The sequence below is a fragment of the Streptomyces sp. NPDC001492 genome (assembly GCF_053597275.1).
Map to the genome: position 1 here is coordinate 245,839 of NZ_JBSFHW010000003.1, position 21,618 is coordinate 267,456.

The 21,618-nt window shown below is 72.3% G+C and carries 16 protein-coding genes, 1 pseudogene and 1 riboswitch; of the genes and pseudogenes, 6 read left to right on the forward strand and 11 right to left on the reverse strand.

Annotated elements, in window-relative coordinates; translation table 11 throughout:
- Window positions 1-13: 13 nt before the first annotated feature.
- The gene (locus ACWC1K_RS05280; protein ID WP_450828900.1) at window positions 14-2,515 is read left to right on the forward strand and encodes a DUF3459 domain-containing protein; all 2,502 of its coding nucleotides are present in this window, start codon (window positions 14-16) and stop codon (window positions 2,513-2,515) included.
- 38 nt (window positions 2,516-2,553) lie between these two features.
- On the forward strand, window positions 2,554-3,810 hold the full coding sequence (locus ACWC1K_RS05285; RefSeq protein WP_450828901.1) for a toll/interleukin-1 receptor domain-containing protein: 1,257 nt from the start codon (window positions 2,554-2,556) through the stop codon (window positions 3,808-3,810).
- Window positions 3,811-4,375: 565 nt separating this feature from the next.
- Here the strand turns inward: ACWC1K_RS05285 and ACWC1K_RS05290 are convergent.
- The 3 genes and pseudogenes from ACWC1K_RS05290 to ACWC1K_RS05300 all read right to left on the reverse strand — a co-directional run.
- A pseudogene (locus ACWC1K_RS05290) lies at window positions 4,376-5,914 on the reverse strand (diguanylate cyclase domain-containing protein); the annotation flags it as partial.
- A 122-nt stretch (window positions 5,915-6,036) separates the two neighbouring features.
- On the reverse strand, window positions 6,037-6,447 hold the full coding sequence (locus ACWC1K_RS05295; protein ID WP_450828902.1) for a VOC family protein: 411 nt from the start codon (window positions 6,445-6,447) through the stop codon (window positions 6,037-6,039).
- Window positions 6,448-6,552: 105 nt separating this feature from the next.
- Window positions 6,553-6,945, reverse strand: a complete 393-nt coding sequence (locus ACWC1K_RS05300) for a helix-turn-helix domain-containing protein (protein WP_450828903.1) — start codon at window positions 6,943-6,945, stop codon at window positions 6,553-6,555.
- A gap of 95 nt (window positions 6,946-7,040) precedes the next feature.
- Between ACWC1K_RS05300 and ACWC1K_RS05305 the strand changes: the two genes are divergently transcribed.
- A complete protein-coding gene (locus tag ACWC1K_RS05305; RefSeq protein WP_450828904.1) occupies window positions 7,041-7,427 on the forward strand; it encodes a cupin domain-containing protein in 387 nt (128 codons plus the stop codon).
- Between the two features lie 35 nt (window positions 7,428-7,462).
- On the opposite strand, the gene ACWC1K_RS05310 is transcribed toward ACWC1K_RS05305, so the two are convergent.
- The gene (locus ACWC1K_RS05310; protein WP_450828905.1) at window positions 7,463-8,251 is read right to left on the reverse strand and encodes a DUF429 domain-containing protein; all 789 of its coding nucleotides are present in this window, start codon (window positions 8,249-8,251) and stop codon (window positions 7,463-7,465) included.
- A gap of 49 nt (window positions 8,252-8,300) precedes the next feature.
- Window positions 8,301-9,554 (reverse strand): MBL fold metallo-hydrolase, encoded by a 1,254-nt coding sequence (locus tag ACWC1K_RS05315; RefSeq protein WP_450828906.1) that lies wholly within the window; start codon window positions 9,552-9,554, stop codon window positions 8,301-8,303.
- Window positions 9,555-9,841: 287 nt separating this feature from the next.
- Between ACWC1K_RS05315 and ACWC1K_RS05320 the strand changes: the two genes are divergently transcribed.
- Both ACWC1K_RS05320 and ACWC1K_RS05325 read left to right on the forward strand, forming a co-directional pair.
- Complete coding sequence (locus ACWC1K_RS05320; RefSeq protein ID WP_450828907.1) at window positions 9,842-11,020, forward strand: Glu/Leu/Phe/Val dehydrogenase dimerization domain-containing protein; 1,179 nt, start codon at window positions 9,842-9,844, stop codon at window positions 11,018-11,020.
- Between the two features lie 107 nt (window positions 11,021-11,127).
- Window positions 11,128-11,748: a TetR/AcrR family transcriptional regulator gene (locus tag ACWC1K_RS05325; RefSeq protein WP_450828908.1), complete on the forward strand. Its 621-nt coding sequence runs from the start codon at window positions 11,128-11,130 to the stop codon at window positions 11,746-11,748.
- A gap of 122 nt (window positions 11,749-11,870) precedes the next feature.
- Here ACWC1K_RS05325 and ACWC1K_RS05330 read toward each other — a convergent pair whose 3' ends face one another.
- The 3 genes from ACWC1K_RS05330 to ACWC1K_RS05340 form a co-directional block, all read right to left on the reverse strand.
- Entirely contained in the window at window positions 11,871-12,656 is a 786-nt protein-coding gene (locus ACWC1K_RS05330; RefSeq protein ID WP_450829040.1) for an SGNH/GDSL hydrolase family protein, read from the reverse strand.
- 253 nt (window positions 12,657-12,909) lie between these two features.
- Window positions 12,910-13,803, reverse strand: coding sequence for a M23 family metallopeptidase (locus ACWC1K_RS05335; RefSeq protein WP_450828909.1), 894 nt, complete (start codon window positions 13,801-13,803; stop codon window positions 12,910-12,912).
- Between the two features lie 4 nt (window positions 13,804-13,807).
- A riboswitch (cyclic di-AMP (ydaO/yuaA leader) is annotated at window positions 13,808-13,966 on the reverse strand.
- 316 nt (window positions 13,967-14,282) lie between these two features.
- Window positions 14,283-16,352 (reverse strand): alpha-galactosidase, encoded by a 2,070-nt coding sequence (locus ACWC1K_RS05340; RefSeq protein ID WP_450828910.1) that lies wholly within the window; start codon window positions 16,350-16,352, stop codon window positions 14,283-14,285.
- A gap of 170 nt (window positions 16,353-16,522) precedes the next feature.
- Between ACWC1K_RS05340 and ACWC1K_RS05345 the strand changes: the two genes are divergently transcribed.
- The gene (locus tag ACWC1K_RS05345) at window positions 16,523-17,320 is read left to right on the forward strand and encodes a tyrosine-protein phosphatase (protein ID WP_450828911.1); all 798 of its coding nucleotides are present in this window, start codon (window positions 16,523-16,525) and stop codon (window positions 17,318-17,320) included.
- 33 nt (window positions 17,321-17,353) lie between these two features.
- Here the strand turns inward: ACWC1K_RS05345 and ACWC1K_RS05350 are convergent, their stop codons facing one another.
- The 3 genes from ACWC1K_RS05350 to ACWC1K_RS05360 form a co-directional block, all read right to left on the reverse strand.
- Window positions 17,354-17,479 (reverse strand): DUF6126 family protein, encoded by a 126-nt coding sequence (locus ACWC1K_RS05350; RefSeq protein WP_356348905.1) that lies wholly within the window; start codon window positions 17,477-17,479, stop codon window positions 17,354-17,356.
- A complete protein-coding gene (locus tag ACWC1K_RS05355) occupies window positions 17,476-18,117 on the reverse strand; it encodes a helix-turn-helix domain-containing protein (RefSeq protein WP_450828912.1) in 642 nt (213 codons plus the stop codon). Before ACWC1K_RS05355 ends, ACWC1K_RS05350 begins: the two co-directional genes overlap by 4 nt.
- Window positions 18,118-18,214: 97 nt before the next feature.
- A complete protein-coding gene (locus tag ACWC1K_RS05360) occupies window positions 18,215-21,598 on the reverse strand; it encodes a hypothetical protein (protein WP_450828913.1) in 3,384 nt (1,127 codons plus the stop codon).
- Window positions 21,599-21,618: the final 20 nt, after the last annotated feature.

Here is a 21,618-nt window from a genome sequence, read left to right on the forward strand (position 1 = left end):
CATTGTCGAAGAGTTGACGAAGCATCAGCCCCAGGTCGTGGAACTGGCCGGATGCCTGTCGCTGGCCGTGAGCGTGGACCGCGGCTTCCTGCGGCGGGCCCGGCTGCGGTTCCTGCCACGGACGACGGCCGGCCTCGAGGCCGAGCTGTGGTTCTCGCCCCTGGTGGAGGCGGCCGGCCGACAGGCCCTGCTGCTGGATCCCGAGGCGGCCGAGCATCTGCGCACGGAACTCGCCCGCACCGCACCGTCGTTGCTCAGGGAGATACACGCCTTCACCGCCGCCGAGCACGCACACGCCCCCCTCGTCGTCCGGCTGTACGAGGACCTGCTGTGGTCGGGCCTCGACCTCGCCGGGGCCGAGGAAACGCAGGTGGCGCGCCGGGCCCACCACGTTCTGAGGACCGTGTCGGGACAGGACGTCTCCGCCGAGGTCGCCGACGACGCGGGGCGCTGGGCGCTGCACTACGCGCACCGGCTGCCCGGGCATCTGCTGAGGCGGGACGACGTATGGGGCATCCAGGTCGCTTCCTGCGAGCGCCTCGGCCTCGAACCGCCCGACGATCCGGTCGGGCGCCCGGTCACGGTGACGGCGCGGGCACGCGCGCGCGTGCAGCACAGCATTCTCGTCGGCGTGACCGTCCGGTCGGACGGCGTCGTCCTGAGCAGGCCGCCGACCGCCGGCAGCCGGATTGTGCGGGCCCGGGGAACCCGGCACAAGGTCCGTGTCGACGTACGCAACACACTGGCCCACACGTCCGAGCCGGTCCGTCTGGACCTCCCGGCCGACCGGAGCACCCATCTGCCGTTCACGGTGGTCCAGCGGATCGGCCCCGAGGGCGACGTGCGGATGAGCCTCAGCCACCCGGGCACGGCTCTGGACGTCGCGGTCTGCGACCACCTCGGCACGGGCCCGGGCGCGGCGCACTGCGCCGTCCTGCTGCCTGACGGCACGATCGTGCTGCACGACGCGGACGGCGCGGAGAACGGACACATCCCGGCTGACGGGCCGGAGGGCGCCCGCGAGAGCGTGGCCCTGTCCGAGGACGGCAGTCAGGTGTCGTACGTCCAGGACGGCGAGGAACAGCAGCAGGTGCTGGCGCCCGGCTCCGGATCGGCCTCCGGCGTCCCGCGAAGGCTGAGCGATCGGCTCGGCACGGTGGCCCGGCTCAGATGGACGGACAGGGTCGTGCAGGCGTTCGAAGATGGCCGGATCACTCTGGACGACGGCGGGCCCAGCCGACGGGTCATCGCCTACGCCCCCTGGCGGGTGTCGGGTCTGGCGGTCAGTGACGACGAGCAGTGGGTGGCGGCGGTCGGCGACGATTCCCTGCTGCTGGAATTTCCCCTGGACCCGGACCGTCGGCCCCGGGAGACCCGGCTGCGCTTCAGTGCCACCTGGGTCTCGGCCTGCATCGACGGCAGCTGGATCGTGGTCGGGCACGGCGGGCCGGTGGAACTCCACACGGAGGACGGTCGCGGCTACCGCGTCATCCCGGACATCGAGCCGGCGGCCGACCCCGAGGACAGCACCCCGGCCTGGGGCCGCGGCTGCGTCCTGGTCCGGTCCCAGGTCGGGTGGCTGCCCGACGTGACCGCGCTCCCGGGCGTGGACTGCGTGCTCATCCGTCTGGAGGGCTCCCTGGCCTGGGAGTACGAGAGGTTCGCCATCCATGTGGCCGCGGCACACGACCAGGGTGTCCGCGTCGTCCTTGGTATCGACCTGTCCGCGATCGGCGCCGACGCCCTGAGCGTCGTACGGCGCTGGCTGGACGAGGACGTGGACGGACTGGCGTTGTCGGGAACCGCCGAGGCCCCCGCGGCCCTGCTGGACGACATTCGCCACCTGGTCGACGGCTACGACGACCGTATGCTCCTGTGGAATGAGGCACCGACCGCCGGCGGGACAGGCCGAGCGCACGTGGTGCCCGCGTCGTCGCTGATCGCGACGCTCGACTCGGCCCTGCGCAGCCGGAACGAATCCGGTGGCATGGCCCTCACGGAGGCGATGGCGCTGCTCAGGCGTGCGATCAGAGACACGTTCCCGCCATCGGGCGCCCCCAGGAGCCAGGCCTCGTTCCAGTGGGGTCTCGAGGTGCCGCCCACAGTGCCGCCCGCCCTCCGACGGCTGGCCACTGTGGTCCTGCTGTCCCTGCCGGGCTGTCCGACCGTGCCCGACAACGTCCTCCGCCAGGAGGACCCCAACCGCCCCGACGGGCTGCCCGTCCTTCTGGAACTGCGCCGCAACCACCTCGCGCTGAGCCGGGGCAGCTGCGAGACGGTCGACGTCGGAACCCCGGCGGTGCTGGCCGTCGTGCGCCGTCACGGGGACGACGCGGTCCTGTGCCTCGTCAATGTCTCGGCGACACCGGCCCAGGCGGTGCTCCGGCCGGCCGACCTGGGCTGGGCCGCTCGTCTGCAGAACGCCGTCGGCGGTTCCGTCTTCGCCCTGTTCGACGGGATGAACGTGTCCCTGCACCCGGACGGCATGCGCTGGTTCCGGCTGCTCGCGACCTGAGCACAAAACGTCAACGCCCCACCCGCAGGAGCCCGTTCATGGCACGTCCGAGAATCTTCGTCTCTCACAGCTCCGGTGAGCGCAAGTGCGCCGAGCACGGCTGCGCGTGCGTGGCCCACCGGGACGCGGTCGTCGCGCTGCTCGACGAGCTGGGCTGCGACGCCGTCGTCGACCAGGACGTGCTGCGGCCAGGGGACCAGTGGCATACGAAACTGATGCGCGAACTGGGCTGCTGCCAGGGCACGGTGCTCCTGATATCCCCGCACGCCCTCGCCTCCGCCTACGTCCACGAAGAGGCGATGCTGTCGATGTTCCTGTGGGAGGTGACGGACGAACGCTTCCTCGTCCTGCCGGTCATGCTGCCCGGCGTGCGGCGTGCCGATCTCGACAGGAGCCTGCTGGCGCGCCTTCACCTCGGCCGGCTCGACATGGTCGACTGGCCCGGGGCGGAGTGCACCGACCCGCCCCCGAAAGTGGGAGACCGGCTGCGGTCGCTGGTGGAACAGTACGGATCGCTGCCCTACCCGCGAGTGACCGATCACGTCGCGGACCGCGTCAAGGACGTCTCCGCAGCCACCCTGTCGGCCATCGCCCGCGAACTGGGCGTGGCGCACCTGGCCTACGCCCACGACCACACCAACTACGTGGTCTCCGCAGGCCTGTTGAGCGAACGTCCGGTGGCGGGGGTGGGCGCGGCCTGCGCGATGCGCAAGGCCCTGCACCGGCTGCTGCCCGCCCTGCGGCACCAGGACGACCGCCGCGAGATCCTCGACCTGGTGGTTCCGTTCGCCCGTGTTCCGGCGGCGGCGGCCGAGGAGCTGCGCGAGTTGTGCGCCACCGCCGCCGAAGGCCGCGTCGCCCTGCTGACGGCGCGGCGGACCACGACGGCGCAGATGTATGTGCGGCGCGCCAGCGAACTGCCCATGCCCTGGCCCATGTGCACCCCCGTGCCACGACCGGGCATGGACTTCGTGGACAGCGTGATCGCCGAGATCCGTGACTTCCTCGCGGACCGGTTCGATGTGCTGGACGACGACGAGTTGCACCCGTGGCTGGCCCTGCAGGAGGAGGAGTCCGGCCCCGTGACGATCGTGCTGGGCGTGCAGCCGGACGCCGAGATGGTACGGCGGCTGCTGGCGGCGTTCCCGAAGCTGCTGTTCCTCTTCGCGCACAGCCGGCCCGAGGCCGGGTCCGGCACCGCGGAGCACACCCGTCTCACTGCCCTGACGCCGGATCAGGAGCGGGAGATGGGGCAGACCTACCGCCAGTTCTTCAGCCAGTGGGTCAGGCCGTGACCCGCACCCGTACCTCGGGCAGGGAACTTCGCAGGCGCACGAGGTCCGGGTCGTCTTCGTCGAGCGTCCCGCGCAGTGTCAGCTCCCGCAGCCGACGGGCCTGCGCCAGTCCCCGCAGCGGGTGCATCGCGTGGCCCGGGCCGACCTCGACGAACATCACGCCGGTCGCGGCGACCGCTGTCCAGTCCGTCAGGGAGGTGCAGCCGGTCACGGTGAGGAAGCGGAGCTTCTCGCAGCCGTGCAACTGGTCCAGCACCGACATCGCCGTGTTGTCGGCGATCACCAGGGAGCGCAGCGCGGGCAGGTGACGCAGGAAGTCGAGGTCGGCGATGTCGCCCCGGCAGACGAGACGGTGGACGTGTGCCGTGCCCGCGAGCGCGGCGAGTTCGTCGCCGGAGTGGACCTCGATGTCCTTGGCCGGTCCGGTGGTTTCGGTTCCTCGCGTCGGCCAGCTGCGGACGATGTGCGGCTGCGCGGCCGGACGCTGCGGGACCCAGGCGTCGACGGGGTGGTCGGGGAGCGCGAGAACGGTACGCCGCACCGGGACGATCTCGCGCACGTCCAGGCGGCGCTCCCCCGGCGACCGCGACCGCTTGTCCTCGTACATCCGCAGGTCGGCCGCCCGGAGGATCTCCTCGACCGACATCCCGCAGGCCGCCCAGGCAGTGCCGAAGCTGGCACCGACACGCACGATGCGCTCGTCGACCCACATCGGCGCCGTGACGGCCGATCTGAGGCTCTCCGTGAGCGCACGGCACTGCGCGGGGTTGAGCCCACCCGCCAGCACGACGAACTCGTCGCCCCCGTACCGGGCCACGGTGTCGCTCTCGCGCAGTGCGTGCGCCAGCCGTCGGGCGACCTCGACGAGGACCGCGTCGCCCGTGTCGTGGCCGAAGCGCTCGTTGACCTCCTCCATCCCGTCGAGGTCGCAGAAGAGCACCGCGAGGCCCTGGTGCCCGTCGTCCTCGCCGTCCTCCGGTGCGAGCACGTGCGGGTGGCCGCCCTCCGTCGGCGTCCCACCGCACAGCCGTGCCCTCAGTCTGGTCCGCAGTTCGGCCAGGTTCGGCAGCCCGGTCAGGGGGTCGTGGGAGGCCCGGTGCGTGAGTTGCAGTTCGCGGTGTCTGCGCTCCTCGATGTCCTCGACGTGTGTGAGCAGGAAGCGGGGGCCGTCGACGGTGTCCGCGACCACCGAGTGACGCAGGGACACCCAGACATAGGTGCCGTCGTGGCGACTGAGACGTACCTCCGTGTGTCCGCCCTCGGCGGACGTCCGCAGCAGGGTGCCCATGTCCTCGGGGTGTACGAGGTCGGTGAACGAGGAGCGGCGCATCACGGTGAGCGGGCGGCCGAGCATCCGGCACAAGGCGTCGTTGGCGCGCAGGAAGCGGCCGTGCTGGTCGCCCCCCAGTTCGGCGATGGCCATGCCGGAGGGCGCGTACTCGTAGGCCTGCCGAAAGCTCTCCTCGCTGGCGCGCAGGGCCTGCTGTTCCTGTTCGAGCCGGACCTGGGCGCGCTGCATGTTGGCGCGCAGTCGCGTGTTGGAGATGGCGATGGCGGCCTGGAACGCCAACATCTGCAGCGCCTCGTCGCCCCATGAGCCCGGACGGCGTCCGTTCAGCGGGCGGTCCGCGGACAGTATGCCGACCAGGTCGCCGCCCCAGCCGTTCTGCGCGTTGGGTGTGTACATGGGCGCGAAAAGGCGGTCACCGGGGTGCCACGAGTCCGGGAAGGGGGGCAGGGGCGCGTCGCCGTACTGCGGCAGGTCCTCGTCGGTGAACAGCCGCCCCTTGTCGTACGTCACGAAACGCAGATCGCCCCGTGACTCACCCGCGTCCAGACGGCCGTCCCAGGTCTCCCGGGGCACGACCAGGCCCGCTCGCGGCAGGTCGCCCGAGTGGTCCCCCGCCACGGCGGCGACGACGAGATCCCCGTCCGGGCGCACGAGATGGACGGTGCCCAGCCCGTATCCGAGGCCCTGGACCAGGCCGTCGGCGACAGTCTGCAGGGTGTCGGCCAGGCTGCGGCTCGTGTGCACGTCGGCCAGGACCTGGTGCAACTGCCGCAAGGACGCAAGACGGACGTAGGGCTCGCTCTCGTAGTCCACCTGTCCGCTCACCCCGCCCGACAGGCCGCCGGCTCGCCCACCGGCGCCCCCTGCTCCCGTGCTCCCCCGAAGAGTTCAGCATAGGAGGTTGGGGGCCCCGGCTGAGTGCGGTGCAGGTGATCTCACGTCTTCGGCTGGGTGAAGCGGATGCTGTTGCCGAAGGGGTCCCTCAGACCGCAGTCGATTCCGTACGGCCGCTTGGTGGGCTCCTCGGTGAACTCGACGCCCTTGGCCTTGAGGGTCTCGTACGTCTTGCGGCAGTCCTCGGTCCGGAAGATGAGGAAGCCGCCGGTCGCGCCCTTGGTGAGCAGCTCGCGCACCTGTTCCGCGGTCTCCTCCGACAGCCGCGGCGGGCCGGGCCGCTCCAGCAGGACCTCGCGGTCGGGCTGGCCGGGGACGTTGATGGTGAGCCAGCGCATGAAGCCGAGGTCGGCGTCGGTGTTGACCTCCAGACCCAGCTTGCCGACGTAGAAGTCGAGCGCCTCGTCCTGGTCGAGGACGTAGATCTGCGAGTGCGTGATTGCTGTGAACATGAGCATCACGCTACGAGCCCGGCCCCGCGAAAACTTATCCAAAACTGCTCTGTCCGCCGAGGAACGAGCAGAGGGGACGGAACCTTCGGACCGACGAGGGGTCTGTCAGGCGCTGGGCCGCATCCACGCCATCGTGAAGCAGGTGGGGACGTCCAGGGCGACCGCCTGCTTGCGGTACTCCCTGGGCGAGCGGCCGACGACGTCGCGGAAGGTACGGCTGAAGGTGCCCGGGCTGCCGAAGCCGACCTCGAAGCAGATGTCCGTGATGCTGCGGTCGGTCTCCCGGAGCAGGAACATGGCGCGCTCGACGCGGCGGCGCTGCAGATAGCGGTGCGGTGTCTCGCCGAACGTGGCGCGGAAGGTGCGGGCGAAATGCGCCGGGGAGACATGGGCGATCCGGGCGAGGGCGGGCACGTCCAGCGGCTGCGCGTAGGCGCGGTCCATCGCGTCCCTGGCCCGCAGCATGCGGCGGTTCGATTCTTCTGCGGCGCGGCTCACGGCGCCATCACACCATGGTTCGCCTCGTCCGGGCCCCTGGCTAGCCTGGTGGGGAGAGGGGCCGCTGCTCGACGGCCCGAACGGAAGGAGCCCTCATGGAGCCTCCACACGACGAGGTTGCCGTCGCCCGTCCCGGCGACCGGCGGCCCGGGCCCGCGACACCGGGAATGGACCGGCAGGAGGCGTTCGCCACCGACGGCATGTGGTCGGGATTCGTCCGCACCGAACCCGGGGCGGCCTCCGGCTGGCATCACCACGGCGAGCACGAGTCGGTGATCTACGTCCTGACCGGCGCCCTGAGGATGGAGTTCGGCCCGGACGGCTCGCGCACGGTCGAAGCCGGTCCCGGCGACTTCCTCTACGTTCCCAAGGGCGCCGTGCACCGGGAGAGCAATCCGTCGGCGGAGCCTGCCGACATCATCGTCACCAGGGCGGGGGCGGGGCAGTCCACGTTCAATGTGGAGGGGCCTGCGCAGGGCTGAGACGCCGGCTCCGGCCTCCTCGCTCGGCGGTGTCGTCAGCGAAGGACGGCCAGCTCGCTGCCCGGCAGGTGGATCCAGCCCTCCTGCCCGGCGGCTGCGCGCTCCTGCGCAGTCTCCGGCCACCGGGTGTCCCCGACCAGAACGGCCCGCGCGACCAGGGCGCAGAGCAGGGCGTCCAGGTGGTCGTGGCTGCCGGCGCACGTGGAGCGCACGGGCTCGGGCAGGACCAGTCCCAGGCCCTCCTCGACCGTGAGAAGGATGCGCTCGCGGACCTCGCGCGCCTCGGGCGTGGCGCTCTTGTAGCTGCGGGCCGGGCGGATGCCCCACCGTCGCAGCGCGGCGGCCGGGTAGACCTCGGCGACCTGGCCCGACCCGTCCCGGGGCACCGGGGTGCCGGTGGCCGCGAGCGCGTCCAGGAGGCGGGCCGCACGCAGCGCCACGACGCCCAGCAGATCGGTGGACACCGACAGCGGAGGCCGCATCGACGTCGCCTTCCAGGTCAGGTCGTCGGTCAGCCGGAACCGCAGCACGTCCAGGCCCGGACGGCCGTCCGTGCGCTCCCCGAACCGGGCCGCCGGCGGCAGCCGTAGGCCCTGGTGGTGGGCGAGGACGGTGTCCACGAAGCTGGACGGCCAGCCGAGCGGGCAGTCGAGGCCGGTCTTGTCGGCGGCCCGGACCAGCGCCAGCAGGTCCTCGTCCCCCTGCGGCACGACGAACTCCGCCGCCGGGGCACCGTCGGCTGCCCACACCACACGGCACACGGCGGTACGCCGTGCACTCGCCGCGAGGTCGACGCCGACCGTCACCGTCTGCTGACCGCTCATGCCGGGATCCTCTCCCGGCATGCCGGGGCGGGTCACCCCCCTGCCGAGGTCAGCCCGCCGACACCGTCTCCGGCTCCCCCGTGCCCTCCGCGGACCTGCCGTCGGCCTCGGCCTGGGCCTCGACGCCGGAGTCGGCGGTCGTCTTGATCGCCGCCTTCGTCAGCGCGTCCGCCGTCGGCCGGCCGCCGGCCGGGGCCTGGGCGACGGCGCGCCACCACGGCTCGGTGGGAACGGTCTCGGCGGTGGGCTCGAAGGGCTCTCCCGGGCGGGGCAGGGCGACGCGGGAGCCCGTGGCGCGGGCGGCCGCGACCGTGCCCTCGCCGGGCTCCGCCCAGGGGTGTGTGGCCAGGTTGAAGGTGGCCCAGTGGATCGGCATCATCACGCCGTGCGGCTCGCCGCCCTGCAGGTCGAGGTGGGCGCGCATGCCCTCCTCGGGCGTCATGTGGATGTCGGGCCAGAAGTCGGAGTAGGCGCCGATCTGGATCATCGTGGCGTCGAAGGGGCCGTGCTCGGCGCCGATGTCCTTGAAGCCGTCGAAGTAGCCGGTGTCGCCGCTGTGGAAGATCCGGTGCTCGTCACCGGCGACGCACCAGGAGGCCCACAGGGTGTGCTGGGTGTTGCGCAGGCCGCGGCCGCAGAAGTGGCGGGCCGGGGTGGCGGTCAGGGTGAGGCCGCCGACCTGGGTCGCCTCGTGCCAGTCCAGCTCGCGCAGCCGGTCGGCGGAGACTCCCCAGTGTTCGAGGTGCGCGCCGACGCCGAGGGGGACGGCGAACAGCGTGTCCGTGCCGGCCAGTGCCTTGATGGTGGGCAGGTCCAGGTGGTCGTAGTGGTCGTGCGAGATGACGACGACGTCCACCGGGCCGAGCGCGGCGATCGGCAGCGGCACCGGGTGCAGCCGCTTGGGGCCGACGAAGGAGAACGGGGAGCAGCGCTCGCCCCACACGGGGTCGAAGAGCACCCGCCGCCCGTCGATCTCGGCGAGCACGCTGGAGTGCCCCATCCAGGTCAGCCGCAGTCCGGTGGCCGGCGGCTTCGCGATGTCGGCGAGCGTCGTGGGGTACACCGGAACGGTGCCCTTGGGGGCGCGCCGGGGTCGCTCGTCCTTGTCGAAGAAGACCTTCGCGAAGTCCAGCGTGGAGCCGGAGGGCCTGGTCCGGGCGGTGCCTCCGGGATTCTGGAAGACCCCGTCCTTGAAGTGCGGTGATCTGCGGATGCGCGCCAGGCGCTCACCGCTCGGGTCCGCGCCGAAGCCCGCGGGCTGCAGCGCGCGGAGCCCGGAGCTCAGGGAACGGAAACCGGACACGGTACCTCCAGGTGGAGACGACGAGGCATTCCATTATGGTCGGCTCCTCCGACAACACCTGGGTCGTCCGGGGCGCCGCGGGCTCATTCCAAGGAAAGCCCAAGGATTGCCTACCGCTCGGTGAACCGCGGACCGTCGGCGTCCATTCCCGTCGCCCTGCCGGCGCCGAGGTGATCGATCCGCCCGTTGACAGGCTGTGCCCCCGATTCCGATACTGACTGCCGATTCAGTAAATGGGAGCCTTCACCGCCCGCCGCCACCCTGATCACCATCCGCGAGGAGACCGCATGACCGCCCCCCTGATGTCGGTCGCCTGGACCGACCACCTCACCGGTCGCCAGGGCTTCCTGGTCGTCGACCGGCTGGTGCGCGGCGTCTCCAGCGGCGGACTGCGCATGCGCGCGGGCTGCACCCTCGACGAGGTGGCCGGCCTCGCGCGCGGGATGACCATGAAGGAGGCGCTGCACTACAACCCCGAGGGCCGCTACGTCCCCCTGGGCGGTGCCAAGGGCGGCATCGACTGCGATCCCCGGGACCCCGGGGCGTATGCGCTCCTGGTGCGCTACCTGCGCGCCATGAAGCCGTACGTCGAAAGCTTCTGGACCACCGGCGAGGACCTCGGTCTCAGCCAGGACCTGGTGGACCGGGCGGCGGCCGAGGCGGGGCTGGTGTCGTCGGTCCAGGCCGTGTATCCGCTGCTCGACGACGAGGCGGCGGCGCGGCGGCGGCTCGCGGACGCGTTCGCGATCGAGGTGGACGGCATCGGTCTGGACGAGCTGGTCGGCGGGTGCGGGGTCGCCGAGTCGGCGCTGACCGCCCTGGACCGGGCGGGCGTGCCGTACACGGGGACACGGGTCGCCGTGCAGGGGCTGGGCACGATGGGCGGGGCGACGGCGCGTTTCCTCGCGCGCGCGGGGCTCACCGTCGTCGCCGTCGCCGACATCAAGGGCACCATCGCCAACCCGGCCGGCCTCGACGTCGAGGCGCTGCTCGCGGCGCGGGACACCTACGGCACCGTGGACCGTGCGGTCCTGCGCCCCGGCGACCGTGAACTGCCCGGCGACGCCTGGCTGTCGGCCGAGGCGGAGGTGCTCGTGCCCGCGGCGGTCTCGTACGCGATCGACACCGCCGACCAGGAGCGGATCACCGCCCGGTGGATCGTCGAGGCGGCCAACATGCCCGTACGGCCCGCGGCGGAGGAGCTGCTGGCCGCGCGCGGGGTGACCGTGCTGCCGGACGTGGTCGTCAACTCCGGGACCAACGCCTGGTGGTGGTGGACCCTGTTCGGCGACATCGGCGCGGACGCGGAGGAGGCGTTCGCCCACACCCGCCGCTCGATGCGCGCCCTGACCGAGCGGATGCTGGCCCGCGCGGAGTCCGACGGGACCACCCCGCGGGCCGCCGCGCACGCCATCGTCGCGGACCGGCTGCCGGTGATCGCGGAACGCTTCGGCTGGTACCGGTGACGACGGTCCGGGCCGGGCAGGGGTACGGCCGCGGCGCGCACCCTCCGGAACCCGCCAAGTGACGACCTCACCCGGCGCCGTCAGCGGCGACGGAATAGGGTGACCGCGTGGCGAGAGTGCGGTTGAGTGTGGCCGAGCGGCGCGAGGAGTTGCTGCGGGCCGCCATCGGGCAGATCGAGGCGCGGGGTGTGGCGGCGGTCAGGATCGCCGACGTGGCCTCGGCGCTCGGCGTGAGCAACGCGCTGGTGCTGTACCACTTCTCGACCAAGGAGAAGCTGGTCGCCGCCGCCTTCACCTTCGCGGCCGAGGACGACCTCGCGCAGCTGCGCCGGCTTCTCGGCCGCCGTACGACGGCGCTGCGGCGGCTGCGGTCGGCGGTGCGCTGGTACGCGCCGACGGGCCAGGCCAAGGGCTGGCGGCTGTGGATCGAGGGCTGGGCGGCGGCGCTGCGCGAGCCCGCGCTGCGGGAGGTCACGCGCGACCTCGACACACAGTGGAAGGCGGCGATCGCCGAGGTCGTCGCGGAGGGCGTGGCCTCGGGCGAGTTCGACTGCCCGGACCCGCACGGCGCGGCTCTGCGGCTGACCGCCCTGCTGGACGGGCTCGCCGTACAGCTGACCTCGTACGCCGGTGCGGTGTCGCGGGCACGGGCCCAGGAGTGGGTGGACGAGGCGCTGGCCCGGGAACTGGGGCTGGAGCGGGCGATGTTGACGGCTTCGGAGCACTGAGCCCCCGCACTCGGCGGGGGCTCGTGCCACCGGGCCGCTTCACCGCCCGTCGCGGCGAGGGCCGTTCTCAAGCCATCCGGAGCGCCTCGCCCAGCACGGATTCGGACGACCCCGGGCAGCCCTCAGGCCACCGAAGCGATCCGCATCTTGATGTCGTCCGGCGACAGTGCGCCCTTCGCCGTGACATGGTCCCCGGACGACTCGCCGCGCAGCCGTCGGCCGATCCACGGCACCAGGTACTCACGCGCCCAGTGCACGTCGTCCCGTCGCACCTCGAGGGTGCCGCGCGGCGGGAGCGGCGGCCAGGGCTGGTCGGGGTCGGCCGGCACCTCGAGACCGAGGACCTGCCCGGCGCGCAGCGCCACGCGCGTGTGCCCCTCGGGTGAGAGGTGGAGACGGTCGCCGTCCCATGCCCTGCGGTCCTGCACGGTCTTCAGGGACCACAGGTCGAGCACGGGACAGCCGTACCGGTCGGCGATGGCCCGGACATGACCGTTGTAGGTGGCGATCTTGCCGCGCAGGTGCTTGAGCACGGGGACGCCACGGGTGTCGAAGCCGGTGGTCACCATGACGGTGCCGGCGACTTCGGTGAGCCTGGCCACCGCCCGCTCGAAACGCTCGGCGACCTCGTCGGGGTCGGTGCCGGGACGGATGATGTCGTTGCCGCCCGCACAGAAGGAGACCAGGTCCGGCGCCAGTTCGACGGCCTGCGGTACCTGGTCCTCCACGATCTGGTCGAGCAGTTTGCCGCGCACGGCGAGGTTCGCGTAACTGAAGTCGCCCTCGGGTCGCCGGTCCGCGAGAAGTACCGCGAACCGGTCGGCCCAGCCGACGAACGCACCGTCGGGGCCGGGGTCGCCGACGCCCTCGGTGAAGCTGTCCCCCACCGCAACGTACGACCCGATCACTGATCTGCTGTCACTCTTCGAATCGTCTGTCACATCGACCATGATTCACCTTCGAATGTGACCTACGCGACCGTAGGAAAGGGTTGACGCGCGGTGAGATAAGCCACTTCTAAAGTGTTCACCAAGCCCGGAATAACCCTCCTACCAGGGCTGTTGAGGCGTCAGCGATGGTGCGGGGACACACCGAAGGCCGGACCCGGGGATCGAGGTCCGGCCTTCGGCAGCGTGTCGGGCAGGTGATTGCGGGGGGATGTCAGCCGACGCCGACGCCCTTCGAGCGGAGGTAGGCGACCGGGTCCACGTCGGAGCCGTAGTCGGGCGTGGTGCGGATCTCGAAGTGCAGGTGCGGGCCGGTCACATTGCCGGTCGCGCCGGAGAGGCCGAGCTGCTGGCCCTCGGTCACGGTCTGGCCGGCCGAGACGGAGATCTGGGACATGTGGCCGTACTGGGCGTAGTAGCCGTCGGCGAGCCTGACGACGACCTGGTTGCCGTAGGCACCGCCCCAGCCCGCGGAGACGACCGTGCCCGCGCCTACGGACTTGATGGAGGTGCCGGTCGGGACGACGAAGTCGACGCCGGTGTGGTAGCCGCTGGACCACATGCTGCCGGCCACGTGGTAGCCGGTGCCGATGGTGCCGCCGATCACCGGGAGGGTGAAGCCGGTGGGTGCGGACTCGGAGGCCTTGGTGGCGGTCGCCCTGGAGGACGACGTCTTCGAGGCGGACGAGGACGACGACTTGGCGGTGTCCCTCGCGGCCTTCCGGCCGATCGTCAGCTTCAGGCCCGGATGGATCAGCGACGGGTCGTCGCCGACGGCCCTGCGGTTGTCCGAGTAGAGCCTGTGCCAGCCGCCGGCGACATGATGCTCGTCGGCGATCTTCGAGAGGTAGTCGCCGGCCCGCACCGAATAGGTCCGCACACCCGCATGGCCGGCGGCACTCTTCTGGGTCGCCTTCTTCTCGGCGGCCGGAAGGGACTGCGCGGCCTTTTCGGAAACCGCCCGAGGAGCGGACTGAGTGGTGGCGGCATGGGCGCCGGTGGCCCCCATGAGCGGGAGAGCGAGTGCGGCGCCACCGGTTCCGGCGACGGCGATGGAACGAGTGAAGCGCTGGGGCTTCGGGCGACGGTGCTTACCCTTCGCGGGCATGACGAATTCCTCTCCGGCGCCTGCGAGGTGAGCTGTCGGGTTCGGGCTGGAGATGCCCGGCCGCGTATGCGACGCGGCTTTACCCCTAGCCGTTCCGGAGACCGGAACAGGCGGTTGTACCTGTGGGTCCCCCGCTCCTGCCGTTCACGGGTGAGTTTTGCGGGCACCGGGCGGCGGCAGGATTGGGCGTCCGTCCGGATTGGTGGCGAACGTAAGCGACCACGACGCAAAGGAACAAGTGCCGGTTCCCCGTGAATGCGTTTTTATTGATCCCTTGAGAGAAAACGCGGTGACCCTGCGTGAATTCCGGGGTGATCGTCTCCGTCAAACAGCCTTGTTGCCCATATGAATTACGTGAACATGACGCGCCACGCACCGTCACGGATATGACGCTCCTCACGTGCCCCTGCTCCAGGATCCCCTATGCGGGAGCGAGTTGGAATGAAGAGGAAGAAGGAGCGCCAAACCGGACAGAAGGCTCAGATGCGCCGCAGACGGAAAACTGCCGCGTCGAGGTCGCCACGCAATCCGGTCCGCAGGCCGTGATGCAGCAATACGGCACCGCTATGGATTTCGCCCGTTTCGGGGCATTCATACGATGCCGTCGGGTCGAGCCCCCGCAGTCGCAGCGCCGGTACGGGCTCTCCGTGGCTCTGCGCCTGAAGCCAGGCGAGGACGACCGCCTCGTCCCCGCGCACGTACTGCACCGCGCTCAGCCCGCCCCGCGGGGGCCGCAGCCGGTAGAGGTCGCCGTGCTGCACCAGCGGCCGGATCCCCTTGTAGAGCGCCACCCACTCGCCGGCCTCGGCGAGCTCCTCCTCGGTCCACCGGGTGAGGTCCCCGCCGACCCCGAGCACGCCGGCCATGGAGCTCACAAACCGGAAGCGCAGTGAGCTGACCCGGCCGTTGAGCTGGGTGTTCGGGCTGTCGGTGACCCAGGCGGCCATCACCCGCGCCGGGTGGATCTGACTGAAGCCGTGCTGGATGGCGAGCCGGTCGAGCGGATCGGTGTTGTCGGAGGTCCACACCTGGTCCGTACGGCTCATGATCCCGAGGTCGATCCGTCCGCCCCCGCCCGAGCAGGACTCGAAGGCCACACCGGGGTGGGCCGCCCGCAGCCGGTCCAACAGGGCGTACAGGCCCCGGACATGATCGACCCAGAGGCGCTGCGGGTAGGACTCGCCGGGCCAGCCCGCGTCGGTGAAGCAGCGGTTGAAGTCCCACTTCACATAGTCGATGGGGGCACTGGACAGGAGCGCGTCGAGCTGCTGCCAGAGATACTCCTGGACATCCTCGCGGGCCAGGTTCAGCACCAGCTGATTGCGGAATTCCGTCCGCTCTCGTCCCGGTTGGAACTGCACCCAGTCGGGGTGGGCGCGGTAGAGCTCGCTGTCCGGGTTGACCATCTCGGGTTCGACCCAGATGCCGAACTGCATGCCGAGGGCGTGCACATAGTCCGCGAGAGGCGTGAGGCCCTTCGGGAAGCGGTCCCGGTTGACCGTCCAGTCGCCGAGTCCCGCGCGGTCGCTGGTGCGCTTGCCGAACCAGCCGTCGTCGACCACGAACAGCTCGACGCCGATGGCCGCGGCCCGCCGCGCGAGGGCCCCCTGCTGCTCCTCGGAGATGTCGAACTCGGTGGCCTCCCAGGAGTTGAACAGCACCGGCCGGTCCTGGTCGGCGTCCGGGATGACGTACGCACGCTGGTAGGCGTGCCAGGCGCGGCTCGCGCCGCCGAAGCCGCCGTCGCTCCACAGACCGGCGAAGACGGGGGTGGTGTACGACTCGCCCGGCTCCAGGCGCAGCAGCCCGGAGTCGTCGTAACCGGCGCCGCCGGTGATCTGCACGCGCGCGTCCGGGAGTTGCGCCACCGCGATCCGCCAGGAACCCGACCAGCCCAGAGCGCAGCCGTAGACCTCGCCGTGCTCCTCGGTGGCGTCGGTGTCGAGGGCGACCCAGGGCAGGTGCTGGTGGCCGGTGTGGCCGCGGCGGCTGCCGATGACCTTCTCACCATAGGTGAGAGGTGAGGCGGTCAGCCGGGACTCGGCGGCCCAGCGGCCGTGCAGCTGGGACAGCCGCCACTCCTCGCGCTCGGGCAGTGTCCAGGTCGCGGAATCGGCCCTCAGCAGCTCCAGGGCGGGCCCCTCGTTGTCGAGGCTCACCCAGCGCTCCACGACGTCGTGCCGCATCCGGTAGTGCAGCGTGATCGCCAGCCCACCGTCCCGGAAGCCCAGCCGGAGGTGGTCGCCCTCCGCCTCGTACGTCTCGAAGCGCCACTCGGTGCCGCGCCGTTCGTCGGTGCGCACGGACAGGGCGGGCCGCACGAAGCGGGGGCCGCCCTCCACCGGGTACTCCTCGCGTCCGTCGAGCGGGGACTCGAAGGGCCGGTAGTCGGGCAGCGGGCGGACGGCGAGTGCCTCGGCGCCGGCGAGCGCGATCCGGGGGCCCCAGTGCAGGTGCAGCAGTTCGTCGTCCTCGGTGAGATGGACGGCGTAACTGCTGGCCGGCCCCGAGAGGAGCCACGTACGGCCGTTGTCTGCGATCTCCAGCATCAAGCCCTCACACATCCGAACAGGTGCGACCAATCCGCAACATCATCAAGGCACGTGCGGCCTGGTCGCAACGCCTGTGGACAACTCATTGCCACAGGAATCCATGTCGTATCGTCGGGAGGGTGCCCGACGACGAGCCGCGCCGGCCGGGCGGACTGGGAGGAGCCCACGTGACGCAGCAGGTCCCGTCGACCGAACCCGAGCTGGCGGGGGTCCGCAACTTCCGTGACGTGGGAGGACTTCCGACGGTGGACGGACGGCGGGTGCGCCACGGGGTGCTGTTCCGCAGCGGCCATCTCGCGCACGCGACCGAGGAGGACGCCGAGTTCCTGTCCTCCCTGGGGCTGCACACGGTCTTCGACTTCCGCAACGCGGCGGACCAGGAGCTGGAGGGTCCGGACGTCGAGCTGCCGGGCGTGCGCAATGTGAACCTCCCCCTGACGGACCCGGCGGACGGCGCCGGGTTCTGGAAGATGGTCAGGGAGGGCGAGATCGAGCAGCTGCGCGAGCTCCTCGGCGACGGCAAGGCGGCGAACCGCATGATCGTCTCCTACCGCAGGATCATCAAGGAGCGCACCGCCGAGCACGCGCGCGTGCTGCGCTCGCTCGCCGACGACAGTGTGCCCGCCCTGATGCACTGCGCGGCGGGCAAGGACCGTGCGGGCCTGTCCATAGCCGTGACGCTGCTCGCGCTGGGCGTCGAGCGCGAGGCGATCGTCGCGGACTACCTGGAGTCGAACGCCAAGCACCGCCGCTACAAGGTGCGCCGCAGCAGCCGCTCCGCCGCGGCCTACTCCCCCGAGGTGATGGAGTTGCTCAGCCCCCTGTTCGAGGCGCGCGCCGAGTATCTGACGGCGGCCTTCGAGACGATCGAGGGGACGTGGGGCGACGTCGACACCTACCTGGAGCAGGGCCTGGGGCTCACCCCGGAACTCCGCGAGCTGCTGCGGGAGCGGCTGCTCGACTGAGCCGGACCGCCCGTCTCGACCGAACCGGGCCGGCTATTTCGCCCCCAACGCGAACAGCAGGTAGATGAAGGCCGCGAAGAGGTGCCCCACGGCGATGTAGATGATCAGACGCACCCACAGGGCGCGGGGGAACTTCTCCTCCATGTTGCTGTTGCTCATGGCATCTCTCCGGTGATCGGGCCCAGGCACAGCGTGGCCGTCGGGCTCTGCAGCAGGGTGTGGACGAACAGGAGCTCCACGCCGTCGGGATCCTGGGCGGCGATCCGGTGCGGGGTCAGCGAGTCGAAGTGCGCGCTGTCGCCGGGGGCGAGCCGGTGCGTGGTGTCCCCGAGACGCAGCCGCAGCCGTCCCTTGAGGACGTACAGCCACTCCTCGCCGGGGTGCACCCGCACGATGTCGCCCTGCGAGCCGTACGGCACGTGGACGCGCAGGGCCTGCATACCGCGGCCGGACGCCCCGGCCTGCCAGTAGGTCCAGCCGCCCGCGACGGTCGGCTCCATGTCGGCGGCGCGCACCACGGCGTCCCGGTCGGCGACCGTCTCGCCGAGCAGCTCCGAGACAGTCGTACCGTAGATACGCGCGAGGGCGAGCAGCACCGGCAGCGAGGGCTGACGCTGCCCGGTCTCCAGCCGGGAGAGATGGGCGGCCGACAGCCCGGCGGCACGCGCCGCGGCCTCCAGCGTCAGGGAGGCACGACGGCGCAGCGCGCGCAGCTGAGGGGCGACGGCGGGCAGGACCTCGTCCGGCCCGGCCGAGGGCCCGGTCTCGGGAAGGGGCCCGGTCTCGGGAGAGCTCATGCTCTCCATTCAGCCCTGTTATTGCCTGTGTGGCAATTTTCTTGCCTCAGAGGCAAAAGCAGCTCGGGGCCTCAGAGGCAGAAGCCGGCCGGTTGCGTCACTCTCTCGCCGTCATCGTCTGGTACGCCTGGGTCCGTACGTCCGGGTCGGGGTGCCGGCGCAGCCGCCGCAGCAGCGACCGCCACTCCTCCGGCCAGCCGATACCGGCAGCCGTGCGGGCCACCAGCTGCACCGCGAGCAGACCGCGGACGGTGCCGCCGTCGCCGGCCAGTCGCTCCGCCGCCGCCAGCAGGGCCGCGACGTGCTCGGGCCGGGTCCGGTGCGCCCAGCCCGCCTCCAGTTGGGAGGACACCTGGAGGGCGACGGCCGTTCCGGTGCCTTCCAGCGCTCCGGCCAGGTCCAGCAGCCGCCCGAGCAGCCGGTCGGGTTCCTCGGTCCGGTCCACCAATCGGCCCAGCAGACCGGCGTGTTCGGCCGCCAGCAGCGGTTCCTGCGCCAGCAGTGCGGCGATCTCCTCCAGCGCCTCGGGCGGCGCGACGCCGTCGTAGGACGGTGGCACCAGGGACCGCAGCCGTTGCAGCGCGGGCAGGTCCCGGTCCTCCAACGCCTCGACGCCGCCCTCGGGCGTGTGCATCGCGGCCAGCAGTCCGGTCACCGCGCCGTGGAAGGCGCTGCCCTCGGCGGCGCCGCCCACCGGATGCGGAAGGCCGGAGAGGGCCAGGTCGCGCAGCACCCGCCCCGCGTGCTGCCAGTGTTCCCGGCTGCTCAGGTCGCCCACCGTGCCGGCGAGCCGCACGGCCAGTCCGGGCGCGTACCGGGCCCAGGGAGCCAGCCCGCGCAGGAAGCCGTAGGCGAAGAAGCCGTCGTACGAGGCGAGGCCGGGCTCGTAGACCGCCTCGACCACACCGGCGTACCGGCCGCGGTGCCCGTCGGCCAGCTCCCAGGGGGCCACCTCCACGACGGCCTGGAGCACACCCGGGGTGTCGTCCCGCACGGCGGCGTCCAACAGCTGCCAGGCCTCCGGCACGCCCAGCAGCGGCGGCAGGGCGCGGATCACGGCGGTCCGCACGTCGGGGTGCGAGTCGGGGGCGAAGCCGTGCGCGAGCAGCGCCACCGCCCTGCGCGGCGGCAGGAAGCGGGCCGCGAGACGCACCGCCTCCTTGCGGGAGGTCACCTTCGCGGGCCGCTCCCCCGTCAGCAACTCGCCCAGTGCGGTGGCCAGTTCGGAGGGTGCGGTGAAGCGGGCGGCGCGGCTCGCGGCGTACACCGCGACCCGGGCCCGGTCACCGCCGGCCTGCTCCAGGAGCACCGGCAGGGCCTCCTGGGGGCGGTCGCTCCAGGGCAGCGCGGCGAGCGCCGCCTCGGCGACGACCACCTCCTCGTCGTCCTGGTGCCGCATGGCCAGGGCCAGGCCCAGCTCCGGCACCGGGGCGGCGGCGCGGATCGCGGCGGCCCGGTCGTCCAGCGGCAGGGAGCGGTCCTCCGCCACCTTTTCGGCGAGCCGTGCCGCGGCCCGCTGCTGGCGGGGCAGCCAGCGGTCGGCGGCGCCGAGGTCCGGCAGCGGGCGGGCGGCCCCGGCGACCAGGAAGCGCCCGTACGGCGGGGTGTCGGCCAGCAGGGCGTCCAGCAGATCCGTGCGTTCGCGGGACAGCACACGCCGTACCGGCGCGAGGACGACCGCCGACGGCTCCTGTCCGAGGATCCGGGCCACCCGTTCCCCGCGGGTGGCGGGTGCGGCCAGCCAGAGTGCCGCAGCCGCCTCGAACGTCATGTCGTCGCCGCGCTCCAGCGCCAGGGCCAGCAGGTCCTGCAACTCGGGCATCCGCCGGGCCCGCGGACCGAACGCGCAGGCCAGGCCGAGCAGCAGCCGGAAGTCGGACCTGCCCGCCGCGGCCTCCAGCCAGGGGCGCAGCGCCTCGAACACCTCGTGCTCCTGGCCGCGCCGCAGAACGCGGTGCAACGGCCCGAAGTCCGGTACGCCGACCCGGCCCACCATCCGCTCCAGGGTGCTCAACGCCCAGGCGCGCAGTGCTGTTTCGCCGTCCGTGGCGTGCTCGACCAGGACGCGCCCGGCGAGGGTGCGCAGCGCCTTGAGGCTGTCGGCCGAGCAGTCCCGGGCCGCGAGGGCGTCGAGGGCGATCCGGTCGAGCCGGTCGGCGTCGGCGGGGGCGAACAGCCGCGGAGGCATCCCGGCGAGCCCCTCCAGCGCGGCCGCGCGCACAGGGTCCTGGTCGTTGCGCAGCCGGACCACCGCACCGAGCACCTCGGTGACCGCCGCCCGGCCGCCGTCCCGGGCGGCGCAGGCGACCAACAGCGGCCACGCGGCGGCGCGCTCGTACGCCTCGGACCGCCGGGTCGCGGCCAGCAGTGTGGCGCGCGCCTCGTCGTACGGGCCGTGGGCGAGCGTGTCCAGGTCCTCCCAGTCGTCGACCCGGTCGCCGAACTCGGCGGCGGCCCTGCGCACTGCGGCCCAGCGACGCTCGCGCGGCAGCAGACCGAGCACGGACAGGGCCGGGTCCCAGTTCGTCCCGTCCGCGGTGGCGTCGAGGAAGGCCGTGCGCCTGCCCGGCGCCATGGCCTTCAGCAGTCCGGCGAAGTGGCCGTGGCGCTGCATCCAGTGGCGGCCCAGCAGCGGCAGGGACGGCGGCTCGGCCCGCACCAGCCTGCGCAGCACACCGGGCGGTGGTGCGGTCTCGTGGCGCGGTGCGTTCCGGTCGGGGGAGATGATCCAGCGGACGACACGCTCGGCGTCGGCGTCGACCAGCGCGCCGAGCCCGCCGAAGAGACCGGGTGGCAGGCTGGGCGGCCCGTGGCGTTCGAGGAGGGCGAGGACCCCCTCGGGCCGGCGCGGGGCGAGCGCCGCGACCGTCGTGGCGTTCAGGCGCCACCACTCCTCCCTGGCCCGGAGGTCGGCCCGGTCGGCCAGAGCCCGCTCGGCGTGTTCCAGCACCGGGCCGGGGTGGCGCCGGGCGAGCCGCGTCCAGCCGTCGACGGCGTGCGCGAGCCGGGGCAACTCCCGTGCGACGAACGGCGTGGAGCATGCGGGCAGCAGACGCGCGGCCTCCGTCTCGCCCCATTCCACGCCGAGCCGCACCACCAGCCGCTCGGCGAGCGCGGTGCGGCCGCCGGAGGCCAGCAGTCGGGCCAGCCGGCCCCGCAGCGCGGCCGGCGCGTTGTCGTACGCCGCCTCGATCGCCGCATCGGGCACGGGCAGGGTCCGGGCTGCGCGCAGGGCGTACCCGGCGACCACCGCGTCGGGGTCGGCGAGCCGCCCGGCGAGGAAGGCGGCGTCCCGGCCGACGAGGGCAGCGAGCGCGGCCAGGCGCCGCCCGTAGGGGCCGCGGGTGTCGAGTTCGGCGAGGAGTGGAGCGAGTTCCCCCTGCTCCGCGAGCCGGCGGGCGGTCCTCGCGGTGCGGGCGAGACGGGCCGGGAAAGGCAGTCCTTCGAGTGCGGAGAGCAACTGCTCCGCGGTGGTCGGCATCCGGCGATTGTGCCCCAGGA